Annotated in this window: 21 protein-coding genes and 1 pseudogene; 8 read left to right on the top strand and 14 right to left on the bottom strand. The window is 43.0% G+C overall.

Annotated features, from left to right (window positions below; genetic code table 11):
- Positions 1-18: 18 nt before the first annotated feature.
- The 4 genes from SHALO_RS09230 to SHALO_RS09245 all read right to left on the bottom strand — a co-directional run bounded on the left by SHALO_RS09230 (position 19) and on the right by SHALO_RS09245 (position 5,999).
- Positions 19-1,413: an MBL fold metallo-hydrolase RNA specificity domain-containing protein gene (locus tag SHALO_RS09230; RefSeq protein ID WP_069478267.1), complete on the bottom strand. Its 1,395-nt coding sequence runs from the start codon at positions 1,411-1,413 to the stop codon at positions 19-21.
- A gap of 61 nt (positions 1,414-1,474) precedes the next feature.
- Positions 1,475-3,346 (bottom strand): AMP-dependent synthetase/ligase, encoded by a 1,872-nt coding sequence (locus SHALO_RS09235; protein WP_238585226.1) that lies wholly within the window; start codon positions 3,344-3,346, stop codon positions 1,475-1,477.
- 80 nt (positions 3,347-3,426) lie between these two features.
- Positions 3,427-3,987 (bottom strand): hypothetical protein, encoded by a 561-nt coding sequence (locus SHALO_RS09240; protein WP_069478269.1) that lies wholly within the window; start codon positions 3,985-3,987, stop codon positions 3,427-3,429.
- On the bottom strand, positions 3,987-5,999 hold the full coding sequence (locus SHALO_RS09245) for a TonB-dependent receptor (RefSeq protein ID WP_084010855.1): 2,013 nt from the start codon (positions 5,997-5,999) through the stop codon (positions 3,987-3,989). The genes SHALO_RS09240 and SHALO_RS09245 overlap by 1 nt, the downstream gene beginning before the upstream one ends.
- A 111-nt stretch (positions 6,000-6,110) precedes the next feature.
- Between SHALO_RS09245 and SHALO_RS09250 the strand changes: the two genes are divergently transcribed.
- The 6 genes and pseudogenes from SHALO_RS09250 (at position 6,111) to SHALO_RS09275 (ending at position 11,066) form a co-directional block, all read left to right on the top strand.
- The gene (locus tag SHALO_RS09250; protein WP_069478270.1) at positions 6,111-7,130 is read left to right on the top strand and encodes a sensor histidine kinase; all 1,020 of its coding nucleotides are present in this window, start codon (positions 6,111-6,113) and stop codon (positions 7,128-7,130) included.
- Positions 7,127-7,834, top strand: coding sequence for a response regulator (locus SHALO_RS09255; protein WP_069478271.1), 708 nt, complete (start codon positions 7,127-7,129; stop codon positions 7,832-7,834). Before SHALO_RS09250 ends, SHALO_RS09255 begins: the two co-directional genes overlap by 4 nt.
- The gene (locus SHALO_RS09260) at positions 7,831-9,162 is read left to right on the top strand and encodes a TrkH family potassium uptake protein (RefSeq protein ID WP_069478272.1); all 1,332 of its coding nucleotides are present in this window, start codon (positions 7,831-7,833) and stop codon (positions 9,160-9,162) included. The genes SHALO_RS09255 and SHALO_RS09260 overlap by 4 nt, the downstream gene beginning before the upstream one ends.
- Positions 9,159-9,503: pseudogene (locus tag SHALO_RS09265) on the top strand (potassium channel family protein); the annotation flags it as partial. The gene SHALO_RS09260 and the pseudogene SHALO_RS09265, both read left to right, overlap by 4 nt.
- Positions 9,504-9,511: 8 nt before the next feature.
- Positions 9,512-9,877 (top strand): methionine-R-sulfoxide reductase, encoded by a 366-nt coding sequence (locus SHALO_RS09270; RefSeq protein WP_069478273.1) that lies wholly within the window; start codon positions 9,512-9,514, stop codon positions 9,875-9,877.
- A gap of 112 nt (positions 9,878-9,989) precedes the next feature.
- Positions 9,990-11,066 (top strand): CNNM domain-containing protein, encoded by a 1,077-nt coding sequence (locus SHALO_RS09275; protein ID WP_069478274.1) that lies wholly within the window; start codon positions 9,990-9,992, stop codon positions 11,064-11,066.
- Between the two features lie 39 nt (positions 11,067-11,105).
- On the opposite strand, the gene SHALO_RS09280 is transcribed toward SHALO_RS09275, so the two are convergent.
- From SHALO_RS09280 to SHALO_RS09325, 10 genes are all read right to left on the bottom strand, one after another.
- Positions 11,106-11,687: a histidine phosphatase family protein gene (locus SHALO_RS09280; RefSeq protein WP_069478275.1), complete on the bottom strand. Its 582-nt coding sequence runs from the start codon at positions 11,685-11,687 to the stop codon at positions 11,106-11,108.
- The gene (locus SHALO_RS09285) at positions 11,680-12,786 is read right to left on the bottom strand and encodes a DVU_1551 family NTP transferase (protein ID WP_069478276.1); all 1,107 of its coding nucleotides are present in this window, start codon (positions 12,784-12,786) and stop codon (positions 11,680-11,682) included. Before SHALO_RS09285 ends, SHALO_RS09280 begins: the two co-directional genes overlap by 8 nt.
- A gap of 3 nt (positions 12,787-12,789) precedes the next feature.
- On the bottom strand, positions 12,790-13,824 hold the full coding sequence (locus tag SHALO_RS09290) for an XdhC family aldehyde oxidoreductase maturation factor (RefSeq protein WP_069478277.1): 1,035 nt from the start codon (positions 13,822-13,824) through the stop codon (positions 12,790-12,792).
- Positions 13,821-15,125, bottom strand: a complete 1,305-nt coding sequence (locus SHALO_RS09295; RefSeq protein ID WP_202968799.1) for a DVU_1553 family AMP-dependent CoA ligase — start codon at positions 15,123-15,125, stop codon at positions 13,821-13,823. The genes SHALO_RS09290 and SHALO_RS09295 overlap by 4 nt, the downstream gene beginning before the upstream one ends.
- Positions 15,122-16,456, bottom strand: a complete 1,335-nt coding sequence (gene trsS / locus SHALO_RS09300; protein ID WP_069478279.1) for a radical SAM (seleno)protein TrsS — start codon at positions 16,454-16,456, stop codon at positions 15,122-15,124. The genes SHALO_RS09295 and trsS overlap by 4 nt, the downstream gene beginning before the upstream one ends.
- Before the next feature lie 4 nt (positions 16,457-16,460).
- Positions 16,461-16,907, bottom strand: a complete 447-nt coding sequence (locus SHALO_RS09305; RefSeq protein WP_069478280.1) for a DVU_1555 family C-GCAxxG-C-C protein — start codon at positions 16,905-16,907, stop codon at positions 16,461-16,463.
- Positions 16,900-17,640 (bottom strand): DVU_1556 family methyltransferase, encoded by a 741-nt coding sequence (gene trsM, locus SHALO_RS09310; RefSeq protein WP_069478281.1) that lies wholly within the window; start codon positions 17,638-17,640, stop codon positions 16,900-16,902. Before trsM ends, SHALO_RS09305 begins: the two co-directional genes overlap by 8 nt.
- A gap of 1 nt (position 17,641) precedes the next feature.
- On the bottom strand, positions 17,642-17,848 hold the full coding sequence (locus SHALO_RS09315; protein ID WP_069478282.1) for a DVU_1557 family redox protein: 207 nt from the start codon (positions 17,846-17,848) through the stop codon (positions 17,642-17,644).
- 1 nt (position 17,849) lies between these two features.
- Positions 17,850-20,213, bottom strand: a complete 2,364-nt coding sequence (locus SHALO_RS09320) for a pyridine nucleotide-disulfide oxidoreductase/dicluster-binding protein (RefSeq protein ID WP_069478283.1) — start codon at positions 20,211-20,213, stop codon at positions 17,850-17,852.
- A gap of 80 nt (positions 20,214-20,293) precedes the next feature.
- Positions 20,294-23,014: a molybdopterin-dependent aldehyde oxidoreductase gene (locus tag SHALO_RS09325; RefSeq protein ID WP_069478284.1), complete on the bottom strand. Its 2,721-nt coding sequence runs from the start codon at positions 23,012-23,014 to the stop codon at positions 20,294-20,296.
- Between the two features lie 479 nt (positions 23,015-23,493).
- Here SHALO_RS09325 and SHALO_RS09330 point away from each other — a divergent pair, with 479 nt between their 5' ends.
- Both SHALO_RS09330 and SHALO_RS09335 read left to right on the top strand, forming a co-directional pair.
- Positions 23,494-25,380 carry an FIST N-terminal domain-containing protein gene (locus SHALO_RS09330; protein ID WP_069478285.1) on the top strand — a complete coding sequence of 629 codons (1,887 nt, stop codon included), beginning with the start codon at positions 23,494-23,496 and terminating at the stop codon, positions 25,378-25,380.
- Positions 25,377-26,045, top strand: a complete 669-nt coding sequence (locus SHALO_RS09335) for a response regulator transcription factor (protein WP_069478286.1) — start codon at positions 25,377-25,379, stop codon at positions 26,043-26,045. Before SHALO_RS09330 ends, SHALO_RS09335 begins: the two co-directional genes overlap by 4 nt.
- Positions 26,046-26,065: the final 20 nt, after the last annotated feature.

The following is a 26,065-nucleotide window of genomic DNA, read 5'->3' on the forward strand; positions in this document are numbered from 1 at the left end:
AAATCGCCCTTGTCAATTTTAAAGGTAAATTGTTTCTGCTTTTTTGACAATATGCACCTTACTGTCGACATTTTCTTTCAAATAAGCTTTAAAAAGCTCCATTTTGTCTACTTCTCCGTGAATCAAATGAATCATCGCCAACCCTCCAATGTGTTTAATCCAAGCGAGCATATCCGCGCGATCGGCGTGGGCTGAGAGACCATTGATCGTATAGATTTTGGCGCGTACTTTAATATCTTCACCGTAAATACGAATAAAAGGCTCACTATCGATAATATCACGCCCTAGAGTTCCTTTCACCTGAAAACCGACAAAAATAACGGCATTTTTAGGATTCCAAATGCGTTGTCTGAGATGATGCAACACACGCCCACCCGTACACATACCACTTCCTGCGATGATAATGGTGCGTTTATCGACATCATTAATTTGCATAGAGTCTTTTCGACGTGGCGTATGTTTGAGTTGTGGGAACGCAAAAGGGTCATCGCCTAAGCTTACATGTAAACCTACGGTTTGGTTCATTTGCGCAGGGTATTTTTGGTAAATTTTGGTCGCTTCAATGGCTAATGGACTGTCTAAGAAGACATGGCAATTGTGCAAAAGCCCCTCTTGGTGCATCTGATGCAGTAGCCATAAAATCTCTTGGGTTCGCTCCAGCGCAAAGGAGGGAATGACGATATTTCCGCCATCATTGAGGGTCGAAACCACGGCGTCTTTGAACTCTTGAATGCTCGCCTGAAGTGCTCGGTGTTCTCTATCGCCATACGTCGATTCGATAAAAAGGGTATCCGCATGGGAAATCGGGGCAAGGTCATTAAGAAGAAGTCGGTTTTTACTACCTAAATCTCCTGAGAAGACAACGGTTTTAACTACACTCTCTTCTTCATAATTAATCTCAACAAACGCACTTCCCATAATATGCCCTGCATTATGAAGGCTTAGCTTTAAAAAAGGGGCAATGGTGAGGATCTCATCGTACTTCACACGACGTATTTTGTGGGTGAAAACCTGTTCGACATGCTCTTTGGTGTAAAGCGGCTCAATCACACTGGCCTCTTCCCCTCTGCGCAATGCTTTGCGAAGCTGTGTCTCGTACTCTTCTTGCAACAAATTGGCACTGTCTAAGAGCATAATATACGCAATATCCAATGTCGCTTCCGTGGCAATAATCTCGCCACGAAACCCCTCTTTAACCAGTTTGGGAACACGCCCGATGTGATCGTTATGAGCATGCGTTAAAATGAGGTAATCAATCGAAGAAGGATCAAACCCAAAAGGCTCATAGTTGCTCTTCCACAGCTCGCCTTGAATCATCCCACAATCCATCATAATTTTGATGGAGTTAATCTCCAAGAGATGACACGAACCCGTAACCATGGAAGCAGCACCATACGATGTGACTTTTGCCATTTGTTCTCCTTCGTCAAAAACGCCTTGAAAAGGCTCTGATACCATTATGGCACGAAATGCTTTAATGTATAAATTTATCGATGATTTCTTTGTACTTTTTCTCGATGACGTGACGTTTTTTCTTAAATGTGTTGGTCAGCTCTTCGCCTACGGTAAACTCTTTGTCCAAAAAGTGGATATTTTGCAACTTCTCAAAGGGCTTAAATCCGTGTCCTTGATGCAACAGATCGTTCATCTCACTTTTGATTTTTGCCACGATCTGTTTATCTTCCATCACTTGTTCAATGCTGTGTACCGCTTTGTTAAAATTTAAAGCAACATACTCTTTAAGCTTTTCAAAATCAGGCACGATGAGCGCACCCAACCCTTTTTTGGTATGCCCCACTAAAATTGCATCGGTAATGAAGGGTAACATGGAGAGCGTTGATTCGATGCGCGTCGGATCGACATTTTCGCCACTGGCTAAGACAATAAGCTCTTTGGAACGCCCCGTGATGACCAGCTCGCCTTTGAGGGTTAGCTTGCCAAGATCGCCTGTTTTAAAGAAACTATCTTCACTGAAACTTTTGACATTCTCTTCAGGGTTGCAGTAGTAGCCTTTAAAGACCTGCTCACCCTTCACCCAGATGTCACCCACTTCGCCCGCACCCAAGGGATCGCCCTCTTTGTTCACGATTTTAAGCGTCGTATTATGAACCGCGGGGCCGAGTGTTGAGAAGGTATTGCATTGAAGGGCGCGTCCTGAGATTACAGGAGCACACTCGGTCATGCCGTATGCATTGACGATGCGAATACCAATGGCATCAATCCACGCATCTAAAAAATCGGGTAAAGCACCGCCTCCGCTTACCGCAAGGCGTAGTCTTCCCCCAAACTTCTCTTGAACGAGTGCCAGCTTTTTTTGAGCAAACACATAGAGTGGATAGAGCGCTAAACGGGTCACAAAAGCAATGGTTTTATCTTTACATGTAAGCATCAATGAGGGCTTTTTATAACAGGGAAGTTCGTCTTTTAAGACGCGATCCGCATGTCGATAGGCGGCTGAAATGGCAACGAGTTTGTTAAACAGTTTGGCTTTTTTAGGATCTTTTTTCTCCAGCGTGGTCATGATGCGTGTGTACATCGACTCCCACAGTCTGGGCACGGTTGCCACAATGGTCGGTTTATACTGCTCCAAATCGGCTGCAAAGGTTTTAATGGTCGAATAAACCGTACAGCACCCTTGCGAAAGGGCTACGTATTCGGCAGCACGTTCGAAAATATGCCACGAAGGAAGAATCGAAACCCACACATCGTCACTTTGAAGCGCAATCAATGGCGGAATTTCACGCACATTGTACATGATATTTTTATGACTCAGCATCACCCCTTTAGGTGTGCCCGTCGTGCCTGAAGTGTAAATAAGTGTGACAGGATCTTCCTCATCTAACACATCTTTACCTTGAATAAACGCTTCAACCTCATCCGCATGAATCGTGCGATCTTTTAAAATATCGTTGTACGAATAGAGGTTGCTTAAAAGGGAGTGAACCTTAGGTGCTTCGACAATGAAAATGGCTTTGAGTTTAAACGCATTTAGCATCACTTCGTGTCTCGCATACACACTCTCATTTTCAATGATTAAAAATTCGGCACCCGAATGGGAGAGAATATACTCTAACTCTTGCGTTGGGGTGTCACACCCTCTAGGAATACCGATGGCACCTAAGGCGATCAAAGCCTGATCGGTGGCCATCCACTCGTAGCGGTTGTCACACAAAAACATCACTTTAGAGCCTTTTATGACCTTCTTGGCTTTTAAAGCACGTGAAAGAATTAAAACATCTTCAAATAATTTCTCGTAACTGACTTCAAACTCTTGATCGCCTATTTTATAGATAAAGGCTTTTTTCTCTTTATACTGCTCATAGCTCGCAATGAATCTATGAAACAACGTGTTCTCTTCACGATGCAAGCACAATCCTTAACATTTCAAATTAATGAATTGTAATCATAAATTCCTGAAAGAGAAGCTCAACGCGGACGAAATGCTTTGAAAACGAGAAAAATAATGACGATTTGAATGAACAAAAGTCCTACATGTAAAGCATACACCTGCTCTTGTTTGTCGCTAATCCCATACCACTCAATGCCTTTGTAAAACAGATACGAAAGGACCATACCGATCAAATAACCCTTTTGCTTTAACACATCCGCAAAGGAGAGCAAAATGGTACGTTTCAAAGCCAGGGTTTCAATGCGCATCAGGTAATTGCCAAACACAAATGTCAGTTGGTACGAGATATAGATAAACAAAACACTGCTATAGCTGTAGCGAAACAGAAGAAAACTCACCACAATCAAAAGCGCTAAAAACTCTACAAAAAGTGTCACACGGTAAAAAACGAGAAGATTCATCATCTTCTCGTACACTTTTGCCACCACGAGCAAACCAATGGCAAGCCCAATGCCTCCGAGTGAAAACACCGAAGGCTCAAGCGGCGTGTAAAGCACAAAAACACTCCCCACCGCCAGCCCAAAAAAGAGGGAATTGAGCAGTTTATACCACAGGTAAGGTCGAAGGCTCAGTTTCATTAGAATCTCGCGCTAAAGCCAACAAGAAATGTTCGCTCATAATTGATAGGATAAACCCCTAACCCTGACCATGCACCACCATCAGCAAACATGGCATTTTTTTCATCAAATAGATTATTCACTTTGGCAAAGATTTCATAATTTTTATAGGTATACGTTGCCGATAAATCTGTGACCGAATAACTTTCCATTTTGCCATAATTGCCATCAAAATCATCAATTGCATAGGTTTTAGATTTATACGTATGTGAAAGAATTAAAGCAACGGGCTTTACTGGGTTATAGCCTAAAGCAACTTTAACATTATGAGGCGAAACACCGGGAATACTTCTTCCGTTAAAACTTCCGCCCAACCCATCATCAATAATTTCGGTATCGAGATACGTATAGTTTAATGCGCTAAAGAGATTGGAGAGAATTTGATATTTTTCAGACAATTCAATGCCTCTTTTTTCAGTCTCTTTGAGATTGGTATTATTCCCACTGGTGACATTGTAATAAATCTCATTGTCTAAGAAGGCATAAAAGAATGTTGTTTTAAAGGTATGAGGATAACTGATATAGTTAAATCCAACATTGAATGTATCGACTTTCATAGGTTCAATAAAGCCGTTAAATGTGCCTCCCCAACTAAAAAACCTGTCAATATCAGGTGCTTGAAACGAGTGATTATAATTTGTAAAAAGAGACATTTTTGAGGTCAATTTATAGTTATATCCTACATCATAGGCTTGAAGCGTGCTGTCATCTTCAGTGCTATTTGTGGATGATTCATATTTATATTTGACGTTTTCTTCACGCGCACCTACTGAAAAGGTATGAGCATTTAAAAGATAATCCGCTTTTGCATAAACGCCGAGGTTCTCTTTGGTCGTTTGATTTCCAAAAGCATCACGCTCACCATCAAAAGCTTGTATGCCTACAAGTGCTTTTAAGGCACCATCACTGTAATTGATTTTTGTATCATAGCTTTTATAGTCATAGTCACTTCGTGAACTGTACGTCACATAATTAGATACTTTATCTTCGTTGGACACTTGCGCATCAATGGAAAATTTATCATTGATTTTGTAGTTAAATCCATAAGAGAGGACATCTGAACTGTAATAGTATTCGTTGTATCCAGAAGATGGAATGGTGTAACGATTTTGTTCGTACTGAGATAGTGTTATTGCATTGGCAAAATTGACGTTCATTTTTGAATACGTTTTACCAACATTAAAGGTAAGATCTTCAATAGGCGTGAGTGTCGCTTTAATAGATTTATTGCGATTCCAACTCTCATCTTTCGTACCATCACTTGAAACTTCTTTGAAGCCATCATGGCTATAATCGTCAATATAGCCTGAAATGGAGAACTTCTCTTCTTTGATACCAAGACCAACAGAGGCAAATTTAAGCCCATTATCGCCCATATAACTTTTAATCACAGCACCATCATAATCTTTTGTGATAATGTTGATGACACCTGCATTAGCACCATCACCATATTCAACCGAGCCGCTGCCTTTAATAATCTCTATTTTGTCTATACTATCAATGGGAATAGATGATAACAGCTGAGGGACCATATCGATATTATTAAGGCGCCTACCGTTAAGCGTAACGACTGTATTTTCATAGCCAGCCCCCAATCCATAGCCACGCATATCAATCGCTTGTGCAAAAGGATTACCCATGTTTGGAAGGGCTGTTACGGAAGTTTGTGTGTTTAAAAATTCGTAGATGTCTTTGGAGTGAGATTGTGCAATCTCTTTTTTGGTGTAGACTTCAGATGCAAAAGGTGCACCAACTTCACTGACTTTGATCTTTTTCGAGATCACCACAACAGGCGCACTACTCTCTTCGAGCACTTCTGTTGTTTCTGAGGATGCTTCAGCTTTTGGCGTATAGAGTTGCTTTTCAGTGTCTACAGCACTTTGGACATCACTTGCCAAAGTAAGCGTAGCATTTAAAGCAAGTATCGCTGCTAGGCTGAAATACTTCCCTCGAAAACCTTTGAGATGTTTCATTCATTCTCCTTGAAATTTGGGAAAACTATTTTATCCTAAAAGTCACTATTTTGATAACTTTTTGATGGATTCTGCTCTATAATAATCCCAAATAGACTATGAGGATCAGGCGTGTTTCATCGCTACAATTACATTTTAACCGCTTTAGTCGTCTTGGGGGTCATTACGCTGATTAGCGTTGTGTTTCAAGACTATTTAGAGCTCGTGAACATCGCACTGATTCATCTTATTCCCATCATTTTCGTAGCGCTTCGTGGTAACTTTTCTGCCACGGCACTCATTGCCTTCATCGCTATTTTACTCTTCAATGTTCTGTATGTTCCGCCCGTTTATAGTTTCAGTGTGCATGACGCGATTTATCTGTGGAGTTTTGCCATTTTTTTACTGGTAGGCTACATCATCACAGCGCAAGCCAAAAAAATTCAGACCAATGAGATACGAGATATTTTGCTTAACACGCTCTCGCACGATCTTAAAACGCCACTCTCTTCCATCTTGGGTTCGATTACACTGCTGTTGGAAGATCGAAAAATGAGCGAAGAGACTCAAAATACGCTGCTTCAAGAGATCAAAAATGGTTCCGATAGAATGAACCGCCTGATCAATAACCTTTTAGACAACGCTCGCCTTAAAGACAAACACCTAGAACTTAAGATGGAATGGTGTGATCTGGAAGATATTTTAGGCGTTGCTTTGCAAGATTTTGATGAAGCGCAGATCCAACGCTCATTGCGTTTACATGTAGACGCTAAGTTAGAGCTTTTCTGGGGTGATTACAACCTTTTGGTGCGTCTTTTTGCCAATCTTTTAGACAACGCGTTTAAATACTCCAACCAAACCAAGCAGATCAGTGTCACGATCACGCAAGAACAAAAAGGCGTTATAATCGCTTTTTTCAACGAAAGCAATCCGCTTAAAGAGCACAACCTTGAGACCATTTTCGATAAATTTTACCGCCTTGAAAACGCGAACGATATTTCAGGTAGTGGTATTGGGCTTTTCATCTGCCAAAGCATCGTCGCCGCACACCATGGAAAGATCAAAGCGTACAACCACGAAAATGGCGTCTGTTTTGAGATAACCTTACCAAGGCTCAAACAGCTCAGTGCGCTTCAAAAAGAGGCTGAATGAAACCCAATGAGCTGATCTTAATCGTTGAGGATGACGATGCCATCTCCAAACTGTTAACCATTTCGCTGTTTGAATACGGTTATAAAACACGCTATGCCAATACGCTAACGCTTGCAAAACGTGAATACATCAGCCACAATCCGATGCTGATCATTTTAGATCTTGGACTGCCCGATGGTGATGGAAAAAAACTCATTAAAGAGGTGCGCAAAGAGAGCAAAACGCCCATCATTGTCCTCTCTGCAAGAAGAGAAGAAAAAGAGATTATCGCAGCTCTTGATTTGGGTGCGGATGACTATGTGACCAAGCCCTTTTCTGCGAGTGAACTGCTTGCACGCGTACGCTCAACGCTAAGGCGCGTGCATCACGACATTTCACCCCAGAGGCTTACATGTAAAGATCTTAGCATCGATTTTACCACCAAAGAGGTCATGCTAAACGAAGCTCTTTTAAAGCTCACGCCAACCGAATACGCCCTTTTGCGCTACTTAATGCAAAATGCCAACAAAGTCCTCCCCCATCAGCAGATTTTAAAAGCGGTGTGGGGTGTCGGGTATCAAAATGAGATGCAGTATCTTAGAACCTATATTAATTCCTTGCGTAAAAAGATTGAAAAAAGCTCGACCAGACCTGAGTACATCACAACCGAGTCCAGCATTGGGTATCGTTTTTGCCAATGTGAACACGAAAAAGGAGATGAATGAATCAAAAAACATTGAGAGTTATCTTTTTTAGCTATCTCACTGTGGTTTTCATAGGCGCCATTGTTTTAATGCTACCGTTTGCGCATGTGGGCAAACTCGCGTTTATAGACGCACTTTTTACCTCGACATCCGCAACCTGCGTGACGGGACTTATTGTCAAAGTAACCCCTGAGCATTTTACCTTTTTTGGGCAATGCGTTATTTTGATTTTGATGCAGGTGGGTGGTGTGGGCTATATGAGTATCGTCACCCTCTTCTTCTTGTTTATGAAAAAAAACCTGACCATTCATGAAAAAAACATGGCAAAAGATTCGCTCAATTACGCGCACAATCTTGACATTCAAAGTTTTTTAAAAAAGGTTTTTCTCTTTACGCTCATTATCGAATCACTCGGTGCACTTATTTTAGCGATGCGTTTTGCGACGCATATGCCCGTCAATAAAGCAATCTGGCAAGGGATTTTTCACTCCGTTGCCGCGTTTAACAATGCTGGTTTTTCGACCTTTCGAGACAATCTTCTAGGATACCAAACCGATTTTACCGTTTTAGTGACCGTTGCTTTTTTGGTTATTTTAGGCGGTGTGGGCTATTTGGTCTTGGTAGAGCTTCATGCCAAAAGTGTCCATAAGCGCTTTATGCTCTCTGCGCACACCAAAATTACCCTTGTGGGAACCCTTATTCTCATTGTTTCGGGCACGTTGCTTTTCTTAGCCATCGAGTGGGATACCAAAGGTCTTTTTGCGCACATGTCGCTTTATCACAAGCTTCTAAACAGTTTTTTTCTCTCGGTCAACTTTAGAACCTCAGGTTTTAACAGCCTTGATCTCTCACTTCTGAGCGACGCATCGCTTTTTTGCTCGACCATTTACATGATGATCGGTGGTGGGGCTGGCAGTACCGCCGGTGGCATCAAGATCACCACGGTTGCCGTGCTCATTATCGCAACCATTCACACGATTAAGATCAGCAATCAAGCACCACACGCCTTTAAACGCACCATCACGCAAGAGATTATCAACCGCTCTTCTGCGATCATTTTAGTCGCTTCGCTTATCACGATTACCGCCACTGTCGTTTTAGTCGAAACCCAACACACTAACTTTATGAAAACACTCTTCGAGGTTGTTTCGGCTTTTTGTACGGTGGGAGTTTCGGTTGGCAATGGTGATGTTTTAAGCCTTTCCGATAAATTTAGCCCGTTTGGTAAGTCGATCATCATCGCGCTCATGCTCATCGGACGTATGGGCATTTTTGCCTTTGGCTTTCTTATCATCGGAAGAGAAAAAATCAAACACGTACAATACCCAGAAGGAAGGATTTTACTATGAAAACATACGCCGTTATAGGTCTTGGAAAATTTGGCTTTCACATCGCCAAAGGTTTAGCCGAGCAAGGTATGGACATCATCGCCATCGACAACGATCCGCATAAAATTCAAGTCATCAGCGACTACATTGAAGACGCACTTATTTTAGACAGTACAGACATCAAAGCCCTTCAAGAAGCGGGCGTTGTGGGGCTTGATACGGTTATTATCAGCATTGGTGAGAACATTGAGGCGAGTATTTTAACCCTAATGGCGCTCAAAGAGTTGGACAATAAAACCATCATCGCCAAAGCGATCACGCTCACACACGGTGAGATTTTAGCTCGCTTGGGGGCGTTTAAGGAGTCCTTATGACGCTTCGTCCTCTTACCCCCGAAGAAGAGCGTGTCATTCTTCACAAAGGCACGGAGATGCCCTATTCTGGGCAATACAATAGCTTTCATGCACTAGGCGTTTACCACTGTAAACAGTGCAATGCACCACTGTATACCTCGTCTGACAAGTTTGATTCGGGATGCGGCTGGCCGAGTTTTGATGATGAGATCAAAGGGGCGATTAAGCGCGAAACCGACCGCGATGGCAGACGCACTGAAATCCTCTGCAATGCGTGTGGTGCGCACTTAGGACATGTGTTTGAAGGTGAGCATTTGACCCAAAAGAACACGCGTCATTGTGTTAATTCTATCTCGCTCGTATTTGTCCCTGAAACAAAGTAGTTTTTTGTTTATGCTATAATACGACACAAAATATTTTAAAGGAATTCTGTATGACCCAAAGCGAACCGGACTCGGTTAGTTTTCATTTCGTTAATCTCAGGGGAGTTGCTCTATGACACTTCTGATAGTCTATCTTTCTCTTGCTCTTTTCGTATCATTTCTCTGTTCCATTTTAGAAGCAGTTTTACTCTCAAGCACCAACTCTTACGTTGAAACCATTCCCAAAGAAAACAACGAAACAGCTATTGCTACAATCAAAGAGTTAAAAGCCAACATCGATAAACCGATCTCTTCTATCTTGACGTTCAATACCTTTGCACATACCATGGGAGCCGCAGGTGTGGGTGCTCAAACCCAAATCCTCTTTGGCGCTGAATGGCAGACGTTAGTGGCTTTTATTGTGACGCTGCTCATTTTGTATGTTTCAGAGATCATTCCTAAAACCATTGGTGCCCTTTACTGGAAAAAACTCTTGATCCCTTCCGCGTACATGATCGCATTTCTTGTCACGATTAGCACGCCATTTACATGGGTTTCATCGCTTTTGACCAATTATATTTCCAAAAATAAAAAACAGCAAGGCAATTTTTCGCGCGATGAGATTATGGCAGTCGTTGCTATGGGTGAAAAAGAAGGATCGATTCTCAGCAAAGAGAGTGACCTCATTGAAAATCTTTTAAAACTTAAAAACATTAAAGCCAAAGATATTATGACCCCACGAAGTGTTGTATTTGCACTGCCTGCAACGACAACCATTGAAGAAGCGATTGAGGATGATCGTATGTACATTCACTCGCGTATCCCTGTTTTTGGTGAGACGCTGGATGATGTTGTGGGCATCGTCTTTAACCAACGAATCCTAGAAGAGAGCGTGGAAGACCACGATACGATGACACTTGAACACATTGCGCATGAAGTGCATATGGTCTCTGAAAATCTTCCTGTACCAAACCTGATCGATCAGTTCGTTAAACGTAAAACGCACCTTTTCGTGGTCTTTGATAGCTACGGACAAACAGCAGGTGTTGTGACGCTTGAAGATGCGATTGAAACGCTTTTAGGTGTTGAAATCGTCGATGAGATGGACGAAGTCGAAGACATGCAACTCTTCGCCAAAGATCGCAGCAAAAAATTCCAAGACCGCATGAAAGTCGAGCGTAAAAAACTCGAAAAAGCGAAGGTTTATTAAAGACATTTAACCACCAGAGGCTTTACATGTAAAGCCTCTTTACAACACTTTTCGATACTCCCACTGCAACCGTTCACAATCCCACGTTAATTCATTCACACACGCAAAAGGCTGGACAATGCTAAACATATCGTTGATCTCAATGCCAAAGAGGTGTGAGAGGATCATGCGATTGACCCCTGCGTGCGCCACGATAATGATGGTACCATCAACACTTTGTACGATTTTTTCAAACGCCTGCCTCACACGTTGTGCCATCATATGAAAACTCTCGCCATTGGGTGGCGTAAAGTACTCCAAATTTTCACCTCGTTGCGCATACAGTTTGGGGTAGAGTGACTGAATATGCGCCATTGGGAGATTTTCCCAATCCCCCATATCGATCTCAGACAATGCCTCGACAACCTGATACTTCTTAGAAATCATCTCTGTCGTTTGCACACAACGCTTTAAGGGACTGGTAAAAATGGCATCAACGTGGATCGCTTTAAAATATTCACCCAACGCTTGCGCTTGCTCTAACCCTAACGCATCCAGTGGCACATCAGTACGTCCCAAATATCTCTTTTCACTCCCGTTATTAATGTGCCCATGACGCAACAAATAGACTTTTTCAACCATAGGGAAATACTTTACATGTAAGCTTTTCGATCTTGGAAATAATCATGCGTGTGGCGTTTAAACGTTGGGTGATATTGCGTTGTGCTTCGAAATTTCCTTTGCATTTTTGAAATGCCCGAGCAAAGCGCTTTTCAAAACCACACACATCATCTTCATCCACCAATTTATCGGCTAAGAAGAGCAGTTCGTTGGCAGTTAAAGGCACATTCTCATCGATTTCAATATCCATATGTGTTGCAACAATCTCACCGATGGCACCATAGCCCATCGAGCGAAGCTTTTGCGCACCCACCAACGCATGATTTTTCTCTTTACGAGCGATGTCGTGCACCCATGCCGCCGCACTTAAAGCATTTTTGTCGATTCCAATCCCAAAACAGACGATCTGTTCATGCAGATTGGATGCCATTTTTTCCACCGCTTCGCAATGCTTGATAATGTGGGGTGGCACCTCGTTTTGAAGCATCATTGCCAAACACTCTTCTTTATTAGGAGCACCCAGCGCTTCGTAGCGCAGGAGATTTTCATAATCTTCCTTCGTATCCATATCCATTAAAACCGACTGCTCGCAGACGTTTACATGTAAAGCATCCGCATGAAACGCTTCAAGCACTTTTTTCAGCCCACCTTCGCCGTTACTAGCAAGAATCTGCGCTTTATACTTCATATCAATCAGCGGTGGATGCCCTTTATGCCCCAAAAAGGTCGGGTAAATCACGCCCTTTCGTGTGCTTACATACGCCTCATACAACCGCTCAAGGCTTTGAGTTTTGATGAGGGGAATATCCACAGGCTGCATGTAAAACGCATGGATCATTTCATCCATCGCACGAAGCCCTTTTTGAATCGAGCTAAACATCCCTTTATCGTACTCCTCATTGTAAACGATCGTGACATTTTCCTCTTTTAAAACCTCTCTGATCTCGTCTTGGCGATGCCCAACCACCACGTAAATATGTTCTAGCCCATGCGCTTGGTAGGTTTGAATGAGTCGTTTTAAAGCGCTCGTTTCTCCAAAAGGCAACAGCGGTTTAAAGTCGTGCATACGCGAAGAGTACCCTGCGGCGATGATAAGAACAGCCATATCGCTTTTTGTCATTGTCTAACTTCTTTTCACTTGGGTTAATTCGGCAACGATGCTAATGGCGATCTCTTCAGGCGTTTGCGCATTGATAGAGACACCAATAGGACAATGCACGACGTCTAATTCTTGTTGCGCAAAACCCTCTTTCAACAGCTCCGCATACACATAATTGCGTTTGGTTTTACTCCCAATCATCCCAATGTATTTGGCGCGCATACGAAGGGCTTGCTCAAGCACAACTTTATCAACGCCTCTGGTCACGATGGCAATGTAACTGTTGGGAGGAATACCTACCTCTTGGAGTAATCCCTCATACGTCGAAGAGACCACATGAATTTCATCGGCGGAGGGAAATCGCTCTTTATTGGCAAACGCTTCTCTATCATCAATGACAACCGTGTAAAAACCAAGCGATTTAGAGAGTAAGGCGATTTGCTGAGAGACATGCCCAGCCCCCACGATGTAGAGCCGATCCATCGCGTAAAAAGGCTCGATCATGTACCGATTTTTTCCTACATGTAAATGAAACTTAACATGGTAAAAATTCTCCCGAAGCTCACGTACGATGCCTTGTACCTCTTTGTCCTCTTCGCCAAATAGCTCCGTTTCAGTGCATATCCATTTATGCTTGCCACTCATACGCCTGTTCGTCTGCGAAATATTCGTAATCATGATAAAATCCGTACCCACGGTTTTAAGCTCTTTGGCTTTATGGTAGATGTTGAGTTGCGAAATATCGAGCGCATCAATGTGCTCCAAAAGCACGCTGACTTCGCCACCACACACCATGCCAGCAGCTCTTGCATCATCATCGGTGAGTTCAATGTCTTCGATGGAGCTCTGTTTGGTTTTAAACACCTCAGGGGCTAACTGCATCGCCATGGCTTCAAGTGTGCCTCCACCGATGGTGCCTTCAATGGACGTATCTTTGCGAATCACCATCTTCGTGCCCGCTTCTCTAGGGGCTGAACCGCTTTTGTGTAAAATGGTTGCTGTAACGATTTCATGTTGTTCATTTAAACTATCTACAATGTGTTCTACGATGGTTTTCATACCTTTGCTCCTTGTCTGTTGTCGTGTAATTTTCGTTTGATCATGCTATGGATTATTTTGGGGGAACGATCATCTTCAAAGGTCTCAATCCGAAGCGTAAACTCAAAAGGAAAATGCTCTCTGATACGCCGAATCATCTCCTCTTTAAGCGCCACCGAGCGCTCTTTGTTGGTAAGCATCAGCTTTACATGTAAAGTGTCATTTTCCTCCACACTCAGCGTATAATCTAAAATAGAATCAAACCGTAAAAGGATCTCATCTAACGCGCGTAAGTGAATCTCATGACCCTGAATACAGACGCTGTTTTCCATGCGCCCCAACACTTTTTCCATTCGGCGCAAAAAGGTACCACACCCACAAGGCTGGCTTAAAAACCGCGCCCTATCGCCCGTTTTATAACGAATCAGCGGCATCGCTTGACGATTCAGCGTGGTAAACACCACTTCGCCATACTCCCCATCGTTGACAAGCTCGCCTGAAATCGGGTCAATAATCTCAAAATAGAGATCGTTCTCCCGTAAGTGATACCCATCCAAACACGCGCACTCAACGCCTCCACCATAGCCCATCTCGGTCATACCGTAATGGTTAAAAACTTTACATGTACCCTTAAAACTCAGTGCTTCCACCAATGCGTCAGGCACATAATCGGTGCTTAAAAGCACTTTTGTGATGTGGCTGTAAAAGAGTTCTGGCTTAACACGACTGAGGTACAACACTTGCATCGGAATCCCCACAATGCAGGTAATGTGATTTTCCTCAATGCACTGCGCCGTTTTTTCAACATCACTCAGCACACCATGCACGATGCACGGTATTCCACTTTTTGCCAACGCTTTTTGAAGCAGATCCCCGATGCTTCCATAAGCAGGACCTGGAAGTAAAACCATCACCGTGTCGCTTTGATCCACCAGACACTTCATCCCATACTGAAAAAAGTCGATGCTCACTTCCAAATCTTCCTGCGTAAAAAAGATGCGTTTCTCATCGCCTGTCGTCCCAGAGGTATTTAAGGTCACAATGCGCTCAATGTCGGAACTAGGAACACAGACAAAATCAAGACTATTTTGTTTAATCTCCCGAGGTGTCGTAAACGCAATGCGTTCAAAATCTTTCAGTGATGTGATAGTACTTAGGTCAACCTCTTTCAATCTTTCGTGGTAAAACCGACTCTTCTCTTTGGCATAGGTTAAGGTCTGAATGATCTTCTCAAGCTGATACGCCCTCAAAGCGTCTTGGCTTTTTGAAGCTATCTGTGTTCGCTCCACGATCCAATTTTCCAATGGTGTGACCTGCATCATGCCCTCTTTGCCTCTCGATACAAAGACGTCCCATCCATGTTGGTGATGTTGTACATGCAAAACGGAATGAGTTTACCTTCCACGGTAGAGACATGAATACAACAATCTCGAATACGCTCCAAATTCACATTCCACGCATCTTGAAATGCCATGCCTGAGAGGCTAAACGCGTTGTTGGCAATAGCGCTTAAGATTTTGTCCCAGTCGGAAAGTTTCTCTTCGACCTGCTTTTGATACGACCAGTTACGCGCTACAAAGGCTTTGGCTTTATTCGCCCCCTCTTCTGCTTTTTCGCTGTCACTCGAACAACACGAGCGTTTGGTCACTGGCTTTAAGCTGCCCTCTTCGATCAGATAATTACCATGAAACGAACAGAGCGCATTTTCGCAACCGGGGGGTTTCATACTCTGCATCTCAACCATATGATGGGTTTGCTCACAAATCTGCTCCATCACTTCAGGCAAGGTAATGCGATCTTCGTCTTTAGGAGGTTCTGGAATACGCCCAAAATAACTCACAGGCTGAAAATGTACCCCTCGGACGGTTGGAGAGTGGCTTATGCCAAAACGGACAATGTCACCAATGCTGTCCACATTGACATGGGGAACGATGGTAGGAACCAACACCACACCAATGCCGTATTTGCGACAGTTTTCAATCGCTTGAGCCTTAACAGCAAAGAGTCCTTTGCCACGCAGTTTTTCATAAATTGCATCATCGATGCCATCAAATTGTAAAAAAATAGAGCTAAGCCCTGCTTCTTTGAGGGCCTTCACATACGCTTCATCTTTTCCCATGCGAATGCCATTGGTATTGACTTGAATAAACGGGAAACCCAATGAAACACCCATACTCACGATTTCTGCTAGATCATCCCTCACCGTTGGCTCGCCACCAGAGAGTTGGATATTGCATCTGCCTGAGGCTTTCAAAATGCTCTCAAACTGAAACCGCAACTGAGCTAAGGTTGGGTCGTTGCTTTTAGCATCCAGTGCATCCGCAAAGCAAAAACGACAGCTAAGATTACACCGTGAAGTGACTTCAATCAGTGCGGTGCAAGTATGTTGCCTGTGCGCACTGCACAAGCCGCAATCAAACGGACACCCTTTGTCGATCTCGGTCATAGGGTTGTTAATGTACGCTCTCTCTTTGGTGCGTATCCATTCGCGCATTGGCGTTTTGCTTCGCCATAAGACCGTCTCAAACGATCCGTGTTCGGGGCAAGTTTTAATCATCAGTGCATGATCGCTTTCTTCGACGATAAACGCCTCAAGTACGCGCAAGCAGATAGGACACAAACTCTCCGTGTGCATCAAAGATTCATGCGTCATCGCATTACGCTCTATTTCCGTAGTCGTAGCCATGCTCTAGCAAAATCTCATAGACTTTGACATACGCTTTTTGAATGATCCCTGCGCAAATGGGTTTGAAACTTTGATCACCACTGTGAAAATCTCGCACACCAATCAGCGTCGCACACTGTGTTGAACCAAATTCCGTTTTGAACCATTCATGAAATGCCTGAACCATCGGTGCAAAATCCTCATGAGCACTCTCGTCATTTTTGGCTTTTGCCGCGTACAACCCTAAAACACCAATGCCACCACTAAGCACACCACAGGTTTTTTGTGTGTCCGCAATGCCACGGCAGAGTCCTTGTGCCGAGCGCACCAAATCATCATTGCAAGTGCCTTCGTCTTCAAGGGCGAGTTTATACATGATCTGCGCACAGCAAAATCCCGCTGATGAGAGTTTAAAGAGTCGTAGTGATATATCATCCATTGTTTTCATCTCCTTTTTTAGCGATTAACATAAAATAACCCGGTTTGCATTGCTTAATGTTTTGATCAAAAGAGCAACTCGTGTGAGCGGCTTCGCCTTCGATGGTTTTACCCCAAAAAGCCCCCATGGAGCCGTGTGAAAAGATGATTTTGACCATAAGCTCTTTAAGCAGTTGGCTACAATCTTCCAAAAGCATGATCTCAAAGCCAATCATCTCCAACATCTCTTTTAAAGAGAGCAGATCGTGCATTCCTCTCATACACGATGTCATGGAAAAATTATCCATCGAACTAAGTGCCTCAGGATTTTTCGCATACACATCGTTGATCACAAACCAACCGCCTTTATCCAAAACTCGGTAGACCTCTTTTAACGTTACATGTAAATCATTCATAAGAGAAAGTGTACACTCAGCAAAAACACACTCAAAACTTTTATTCACAAAGGGAAGAGCATCCCCCGATCCTGAAATAAACGTTGCAAAAGGATTTTTTGCCTTTGCAATCGTCAATAACTTCGAGGACGGATCAATTCCCACCACTTTAATCGCATAATTTTTATAAAGGTACGAAACCGTTGCACCCATACCACATCCTAGATCAAGCACATGATCCTGTTCATTTAAAGCACAAAAGCTAACCGCTTGATCGGTGAGTTTAAATCCCCCAGGGCGCAAGGTTTCACCTGTGGCTTCTTGCATAGAAACGCTTTCATAGACGTTACATGTAAACACGCTACTTATCCTCCAAGCTTTTTTCGACTTCAAGAATTTTCCCTAAAGCCAAATCTTCACTGATAAAGACCATGTTACAGGTAGGGCATTTTAAAAGCTCGACTTCAAAATTTCCTTCCAAATAGCGCACTTTAACCTTTTGTGACACCAATGCTTTTTGGCATTTGTCGCACATCCATGTGGTTGTTGTATCGATTTTAGTTTCCATCTCAGCCCTCCACCACTTCCATACGATGGCTGTAGACATCTTTCACCGTGATGTCACTGCCACTCTCTTCGTACTTCACCCAAAATGTCACATTTTGAACTCTAAGGCGTGCGAGGAAATCCATCGTTTCAGGATTGTAAAATCGCTCTTTACATGTAAGCGAGTGTTCCACCACTTTTTCAACATCACTCAACAAAATAAATCGCTTCTCCATAAGAGCGGTGATTTCATCGGAAATATGCAGGGTAAAATCATAGGTCTTGCTCATATCGCTCTCCTCTTCGTTCCAAATCTCTTTAAGCAACTGCTGTTTGAGGCGTTTTCGATTGTTTTGGCGCTCGGAGAGTGTGGGCATTTTTTGAGGCGCATCATGGTTGATTTCATTGCCATAAATAATGTCCAAAATATGATACGCCCGTTTATTGCCTTTGACCAACATATCTTTGCACATCGCGCAATACACCAGCACATCGTGCTCGCTCTCATCAATGCGGTCTTTCACAAAATCCTCCGCTTGATCAGGATTGGCACAGGCAACTAAACCGCCATAACCGCAACATTTCGCTTTTTCTTTGGAGTATTCAAGCTCTTGGATGGTATAACCTAAAGTTTTCACAATGCTTCGTACACTTTCATGAATCGCCGAATTATGCCTCGTCGCACACGCATCGTGAATGCAAAGCTCTCGCTTACCTTTTTTAATATCCACCTCAGGCAAACCGAATGAGGTAAACACTTCCCACAATGAGATGGTTTTAATCATCGGCAGGTATTTCTCAAATGTTGAAGCACAGCTCGAACAGGCGAGGATAAAGGTTGGCTCACCCATCTCTTTCCATGTTGTGTGAATTTTTTCAATACTTTGGGGTATCAGATCAAGCCTTCCTGCCCAATCCGCAGGAGCACCACAACAGCCTAAATAAAGACCGACATCGTTATCAGCATCTTTCTCTTTAATAACGCCCACCAAATGTTTGTAAATAGCGCCAATATAATCCGTGTGCGTGGAACTCAGCTGACAGCCTGGGTAAAAAAGATAGCCCGTTTTTCCAGATCCTTTGTATAAACCTCGTGCATACTGCGAAAAGGCAATGACAGGGTAGTAAAAAAGATTTTTAGATTGTTCTTTGCTTGGTTGTTTACGAACCATTGAGAAGTAATCGCTGTGGCTAAACTGCATATCTTTAAGGGCAAAATCATGCGCTGAGATGGGCATTTTACCGCGTTCAACCATGCTCTGTCTTGTAGCGTGTATGATGTCAGCCATACCAATGCCGATAGGACAGACCTCTTTACACAAGCCACACTCCGTACAGGAGTTAATCATCAAATTAGCACTGCGTGTTCCTAAAACAATGCGTTCGTTGTGATTGATACTCCTAATATAGCGATCAGGTGTGATGGAAAAGCGTTGCATATGCACACAGGCTTTAATGCAGGCATCACATTGGCATTTAAGACACCTACTTGCTTCCTCTTGTGCTTCATTTTCAGAGTAAAGAGAGGCTCTTTTTACCACAGGCTGAGTCGGTTTTGCAGTATCCGTTTTATAATCTAGTTTCGTTTCAAAAACACCCTCACGCTCCCTAGAAGCACTCATCGAGGTTTTCGTAATGTAGCGGTCTATCGAAATGGCCGCTCTTTTTCCTGAACTTGCAGAAAAGATAATAGACTGGTTTTGCGTTTGAAGTTTTCCACCCACAAACAAGGAAGAATCATTGACTTGAAAAGTCTCAGGATGAATGGTATACACTTCGCTCCAAATGCCTGTTCCTAAATAAATGGCATCGTATTTTTCACTATAATTTTTCAGATTTTCTTCAGTCACTTCCGTGTTATAACAAACCGTAATCCCTTTTTTAGAAATCATGGAGAGTTCTTCTTCGATAATAGCGGTCTCTAACCCTTGACCTTCATACGCCCAAAGGCTTCCACCTAAACGGTCTGTTTTTTCGTAAATACTGACTTTATAGCCTTTTTTATCCAGCTCAATTGCTGTAACACATCCGCTGAGTCCCCCACCAATAATCGCAATGGTGCCTTTATTTTTGGGCATAAGCAGTGGTCTTTTAGGACTCGTATACCCTAAATCAATAACGGTTTTTTCCAGTTCGCTGATGCGGATACTTCCACCCACCGCTTGTCGCACACAGACCTTCTCACAAGGGTGGTCGCAGATTTTTCCAATAAGTCTGCTAAAGGGTATTTTGGCTTCCATCACCTTATACGCTTTAGCAAAATCACCTTTTTCAATTTCGTAAGCAAAAGCAATCACATCCATATGAACCGGACACGATGCCACGCATACGGGAGGTTCTGAATGAATACAGTGATTGCTGATCTCTAATAATGCGTCTAAATCCATTCGTTTTTCCTCAAAATATCGTGTTTAAAGGCACATGTAAGAGGTGAGATACGTGTGTATCCCACTCTTACATGTAAAGCTTAAGCCATTGCAGCCAAAACTTTTTCTGGGCGTGCTGGTAAGTGTGTCACTCTCGCACCACACGCATTGTAAATAGCGTTGATAATCGCCGCATGAGGCGCAGCCAAAGGCATTTCACCTGCACCTGAAGCGCCAAGTAAACTGTTTGGTCGTTGGTATTGGGTATAGATGAGATCCAAAGCATCAGGAACATCTTTGATTTTTGGGATACCGCATCCTGTTAGGGTTGTATGTTTTTTAAGATCATCAAAGTCCTCAGTAAGCGCTAAACCGATACCTTGAACCAAACCACCATACATTTGCCCATCGACAACGAGTTTATTGATGATCGTACCGACATCAGAAGCGAGTGTCATTTTCTCAACATTGGTTTTACCTGTTTTCGTATCGACCTCGACTTCAGCGATACACACACCGTACATGTAAGCCGCAAATGGGTTGCCTTGACCATCTGTCGGAGGTGTATCGGTGCACGGAGCTGTCCATTTACCCATGTATTTAAGCTCACGCCCTTCGGCGACCATCTCATCGTAGGTTCGGTATGTGCCATCTGCTTTTTTCATCGCTTCGAGGAGATTGCGGCATGCCACAACGGTTGCATTACCCGTCACGACATTGGAGCGACTTCCGCCTGCTGGACCACTGTTCGGTGTTTTGGTCATATCATTGAGCACCAAATCAATTTGCTCTGGTTTAAGATGCAGAGGTTTTAAGGTTTCATGCGCAAAGGTAAGCGTACCAATATCCGCACCTTGTCCGTGATCTTCCCATGAATTGCCGACCGCAACGCCGTTTTTGGTGAGCTCTGCCCACGCTTCGGAAGAGTCAGGGCCATCTAAGCCACACCCGTAGATATTGACCGAAACGCCCACGCCGTATTTTTTATCAGCAGCCGCATTGGCATTCTTTTTCGCCGCTGTCTTTTTCGCTAACGCGTACACTGGGCGGCTTTTATCAAACAGTTCTTCTAAACAAAAGACATCGGGAGAACATCCTGTTGGGGTTGTATCGCCTGGTCTGTAGACATTTTTGTATCTGAATTCAAACGGGTCCATGCCGACTTTTTCAGCCAACTCATCAATAAGCACTTCGGATGGGAACATGATCTCAGGTGAACCATATCCGCGGAATGCTGAACCCCAACCGTGGTTTGTACAGACGGTTCGTCCATTGCCACGAATGTTAGGGATCATATAACCAGCCCCTCCAAATTGGAAACCACGTTGTGTCAATAAGTCACCAAATTCAGAATATGGTCCATGATCAACACTCCAATCAGACTCTAACGCTAAGATTTTGCCATTTTTGTCTGCCGCCATTTTCATCGTTGTCCAGAAAGGTGAACGTTTACCCGTATAGGTGATTTGTTGTTTCATATCAAATTCAAGGTACACAGGTCTTCCCGTAGCAAGAGTTGCAACCCCAAGTAAACCTTCCATCGTTGGGCTAAATTTATAACCAAACGTAGCTCCCGTGTTGTTTTGAACGATAAAAACGTCTTCGGCTTTCATACCCACACCCTCTGCAATCATCAACGCATGAAAATGCAGTGCGATACTTTTTGAGTGCACGATCAATTTTCCCTCATCATTGACATACGCAAAACCAACATCCGGCTCAAGCGGTAAGTGAGGTTGTCGTTGTGTATAGAAGCTATCTTCTACCACAAAAGGTGCATCTTTCATGATAGAGCTGGTTTCGGCTCCTTTGCTGATGTGGTTGGTAAAGTACACATTAGGCGTTCCTGGGTGAATTTCGATCGCATCATCTGCCATCGCGTCCGGTGCATTCATGTAGGCAGGTAACACTTCAAGCTCGACTTTGACTTTCTCAACGCCCGCATGAGCGGCTTTTTCGTTTTCAGCCAAAACAATCGCAATGGCATCACCGTATTGGAAGATTTTTTTATCATTTAATATTGGTCGATCTAAGCCATCGCCTTTATTGGTAGGAAACGCTAAACCATTGATGCGGTTGGTTCCCTTGACATCTTTATAGGTAAGAACGGCGACAACACCCGGGACTTTCTTAGCTTCTTCGGTGTCAATTGATAAAATATTGGCATGGGAAACTTCGGCTTGAACGAGTTTGGCATGAAGAGTATTGGATGGTAGTTTTAAACCTAAATCGGCTCCAAAATCCCATGTTCCCATGACTTTCGCAAGTGCGGAAGGACGAATAAACTCTGAACCCACCAACGAGGCACCCTCTGGAAGCTCTTTCCAAATATCTTTGATCGTGATTTCACCGCGCATTAATTTAGCAGCGTCCATCACCGCGTCGACTAAAGGAATATAGCCTGTACAACGGCAGAGGTTTTTGTTTTTTTGGAACCAATCACGAACTTCTTCGCGTGTTGGGTTGGTGTTTTGATCTAAAAGACCTTTAGCTGAGACGATAAAACCAGGCGTACAATAACCGCATTGCGCCGCGCCATGCACCATCCATGAAACTTGAAGTGGGTGAAGTTTATCTTTTGTACCCACCCCTTCAATCGTGATGATCTCATCATTGTCTACAATTTTTTTCATTTTCAAAATACACGATCTCACGACCTTGCCATTGTAAATAACGGTACACGTACCGCATTCACCACTATTACAGCCTACTTTTGTGCCTGTGAGTCCTAGCTGTTTTCGCAGCACATCGGATAGTTTCTCTTCGGCGTCTGTCACCAAAGTGGTTTTAACGCCATTAATGATTAAAGTTCTTTTTAACATGTGTTTCCCTCTTAAAATAGTTGTCAGCACTTTCTTACATGTAAGAAATATGCAAAATGTGCACATTTTGATACATAAGCTTTTTGAAAATCTCACTTTAAATGCCTTCAATATGCTTCTTTTGCATATTCACCACCATGATTTATCAAAAAACTCACCCCTAAAACCCACCATGAAGCACGTCGATACGTTTTGTATTCATGTTCTATAGAATTTTTTGGCCTCCCATAACTTATGTGTTTTTATTAGATTTACTTTTTAACTATCTGTGAAGATTATATAGTAGGATTGTAGCATGAATATAGCAATGGCATTGATTGTAAAGTGTCGTATCAAAAAAAAATTTGGGAGGAGTAAATCGGTAATCTATTGACATGTAACGCTCTTATTTTTGGGCTTTGTATTAAAAAATATCTTCCTTATAAGCTGCTATTGGGTATCTTTCAAACACGTGAAAATGCGCTTGGGAGAAAAGGTTTATGAAGACATACAATTTTTGTTATGAAACAGGTTCGGTGCACAGCATCATTGATTTTTCGCTCTTTGAAACGGAAAAAAATGTTTTAGTCCAACTCTTTTGTGGGCAAGGTAAAGCGGTATTGCAAGAGATCAGCGACATTATCCTCACCCAAATTCCCCATGCCATTTGTATCGGAACGACCACCGATGGAGAGATCTTTGGTGAGGCGATCACGACACTTAGAACCGTCATCTCCATTAGTATTTTTGAAAATACTTTCATTAAAACGGCCTACAGCAACCATGAAGACTCTTTTCAATGCGGTGTGAACATTGCCTCTGATTTGGTGAGCTCCAACACAAAACTCCTCATTCTTTTCTCCGATGGCACACGTATGAATGCCGAAGAGTTTTTAAAAGGAGTGGAATCGTATGATGCGACCATACCCATTTGCGGTGGCATGGCAGGTGATAATGGGAAGTTTGAGCAAACCTATATTTCATCCCAAAAGACCCTTTTAGGCGAAGGTGTGGTCGGGATTTCATTAAATTCTGATGCTTTACATGTAGCGACCGATTATAAGTTTGATTGGAAACCTATCGGGCTTAAGCATACCATTACGAAAGTAACAGAAAATAGAGTTTACCTGATCGATGGCATGAAAGCGGCTGAGTTTTACGATAAATACCTCGGCGGTAACTTCTCACAAACAGAATTTCCCCTCATTCTCGAAAAGTATGGCGTCACCATGGCAAGAGCCGTCATCGCCAAACATAACGATGGAAGTCTGAGTTACAGTGGCAATTTTAGCGAAGGTGACAAAGTCCGCATCGGCTTTGGCGACGCTGAGTCGTTGATGAAAGATCCCATAGACGTTTTAGAAAACTTGCACACGATCAACGCAGAAACGTATTATGTCTTCTCCTGTATGGCACGAAGACGGTTTATGCCGTTTTTAATTAAACTGGGCATTGGCTCGTTTTCAAAAACAGCGGCAACCTCAGGGTTTTTTACCTACTCAGAGTTTTACCACCAAAACGGCCACAACAAGCTGCTCAACCAAACACTCACCGTCGTTGCCCTCAGCGAATCATCCACCAACGTTTCCATGCCAAACACCTCGAACAAAGAGGAGGTCAAAAAAAATACCCCCTACTCCAAATCCATTGAATCCTTGACCCATTTGATTGAGCAGAGTGCGCGCGATTACGACGAGCAGTCCAAACGCTTGGAGAAACAGAGGCGCTACTCCACACTTTTAGCATCCCACAAACAGTTTTTGCGCTACACTGTTCATGAGATGAACACGCCACTGAGTGTCATCATGAACAATATCGAACTGCATGAGATGGAGTTTGGGAAAAGTACTTACTTGGAAAATATTGAAGTTGCGGCGAAAAGCATCTTTTCAATGTACGATGATTTGAGTTATTTGGTGAAAAAAGACCAAATCAACTATGTGAAGCGTCCCATTGATTTGATCGATTATATTCGTAGTCGCATCGACTTTTTTGCGCAAGTTGCCGATAAAGCAAAATCCATGCTTATCTTTCAAACCGATTGTGAGGACGCCATGATCTTCTTTAATGAAACCAAATTACAACGTATCATCGACAACAATCTCACCAATGCGATCAAATACACCTTTGAAAATGAAAAAATTGTCATCTCTATCTACAAAGATGCGGACAGCTGTCATTTTTGCATCGCGTCGCATTCGCGAAAAATTCAAAAACCCGAGAAAATCTTTGAAGAATTCTACCGTGAAGAAGAGGCACAAGACGGCTTTGGGCTCGGACTCAATCTCGTTAAAAGAATCTGTAAGGAAGAAAACGTGAAAATTACACTGCACTCCGATGAAGCCATCACATCCTTTTCATACCAATTTAAAATCGAGGACGCATGAAAATTTTACTCCTAGAAGATGACATTCTCCTGAACGAATCAATTACAAAATACCTCACTACCATCGGTCATGCCATGACATCGGTGCGAGATGGCAATGCCTGTTTAAGCATCTTGGAAAAAGAGCGGTTTGACCTGCTTGTTTTTGATATTAACGTACCCAACATGGATGGACTTAGCATTTTAGAGACCTTGCATGCGCAAAAAAAAGTCATGCCCGTCATTTTTATATCAGCACTCATCGACATTGAAGACATCTCACGAGCGTTTGAGCTGGGCTGTTTTGATTATCTGAAAAAACCGTTTCATCTCAAAGAGCTCAATATCCGAATCGACCGCATTTCAAAAACCTTAAAAAAAGAGAGGCATCACAAAAGACTCTCAGCCTCTTACAGTTTTGATTGTGATGCGATGACGCTCTATTTTCATGAAGAGCCCCAAGTTTTATCCAAACGGCAACTGCAAATCATCCAATTTCTCACCCATAACCGAGGATTTGTCTGTAGCTACGACATGTTTCGAGAAGACGTATGGAATGATTTTGATATGGACGTCGATGACGCCACCATACGAACAGAGATCAACCGTTTAAAAAATCATTTGAAAGAAGATTTTATCACCAATATTAGAGGGATCGGGTATATGGTAAAAACCCCTTCGATGTAGCGACATCCATACCGAATAAA

This window comes from Sulfurospirillum halorespirans DSM 13726 (assembly GCF_001723605.1).
Classification (GTDB): domain Bacteria; phylum Campylobacterota; class Campylobacteria; order Campylobacterales; family Sulfurospirillaceae; genus Sulfurospirillum; species Sulfurospirillum halorespirans.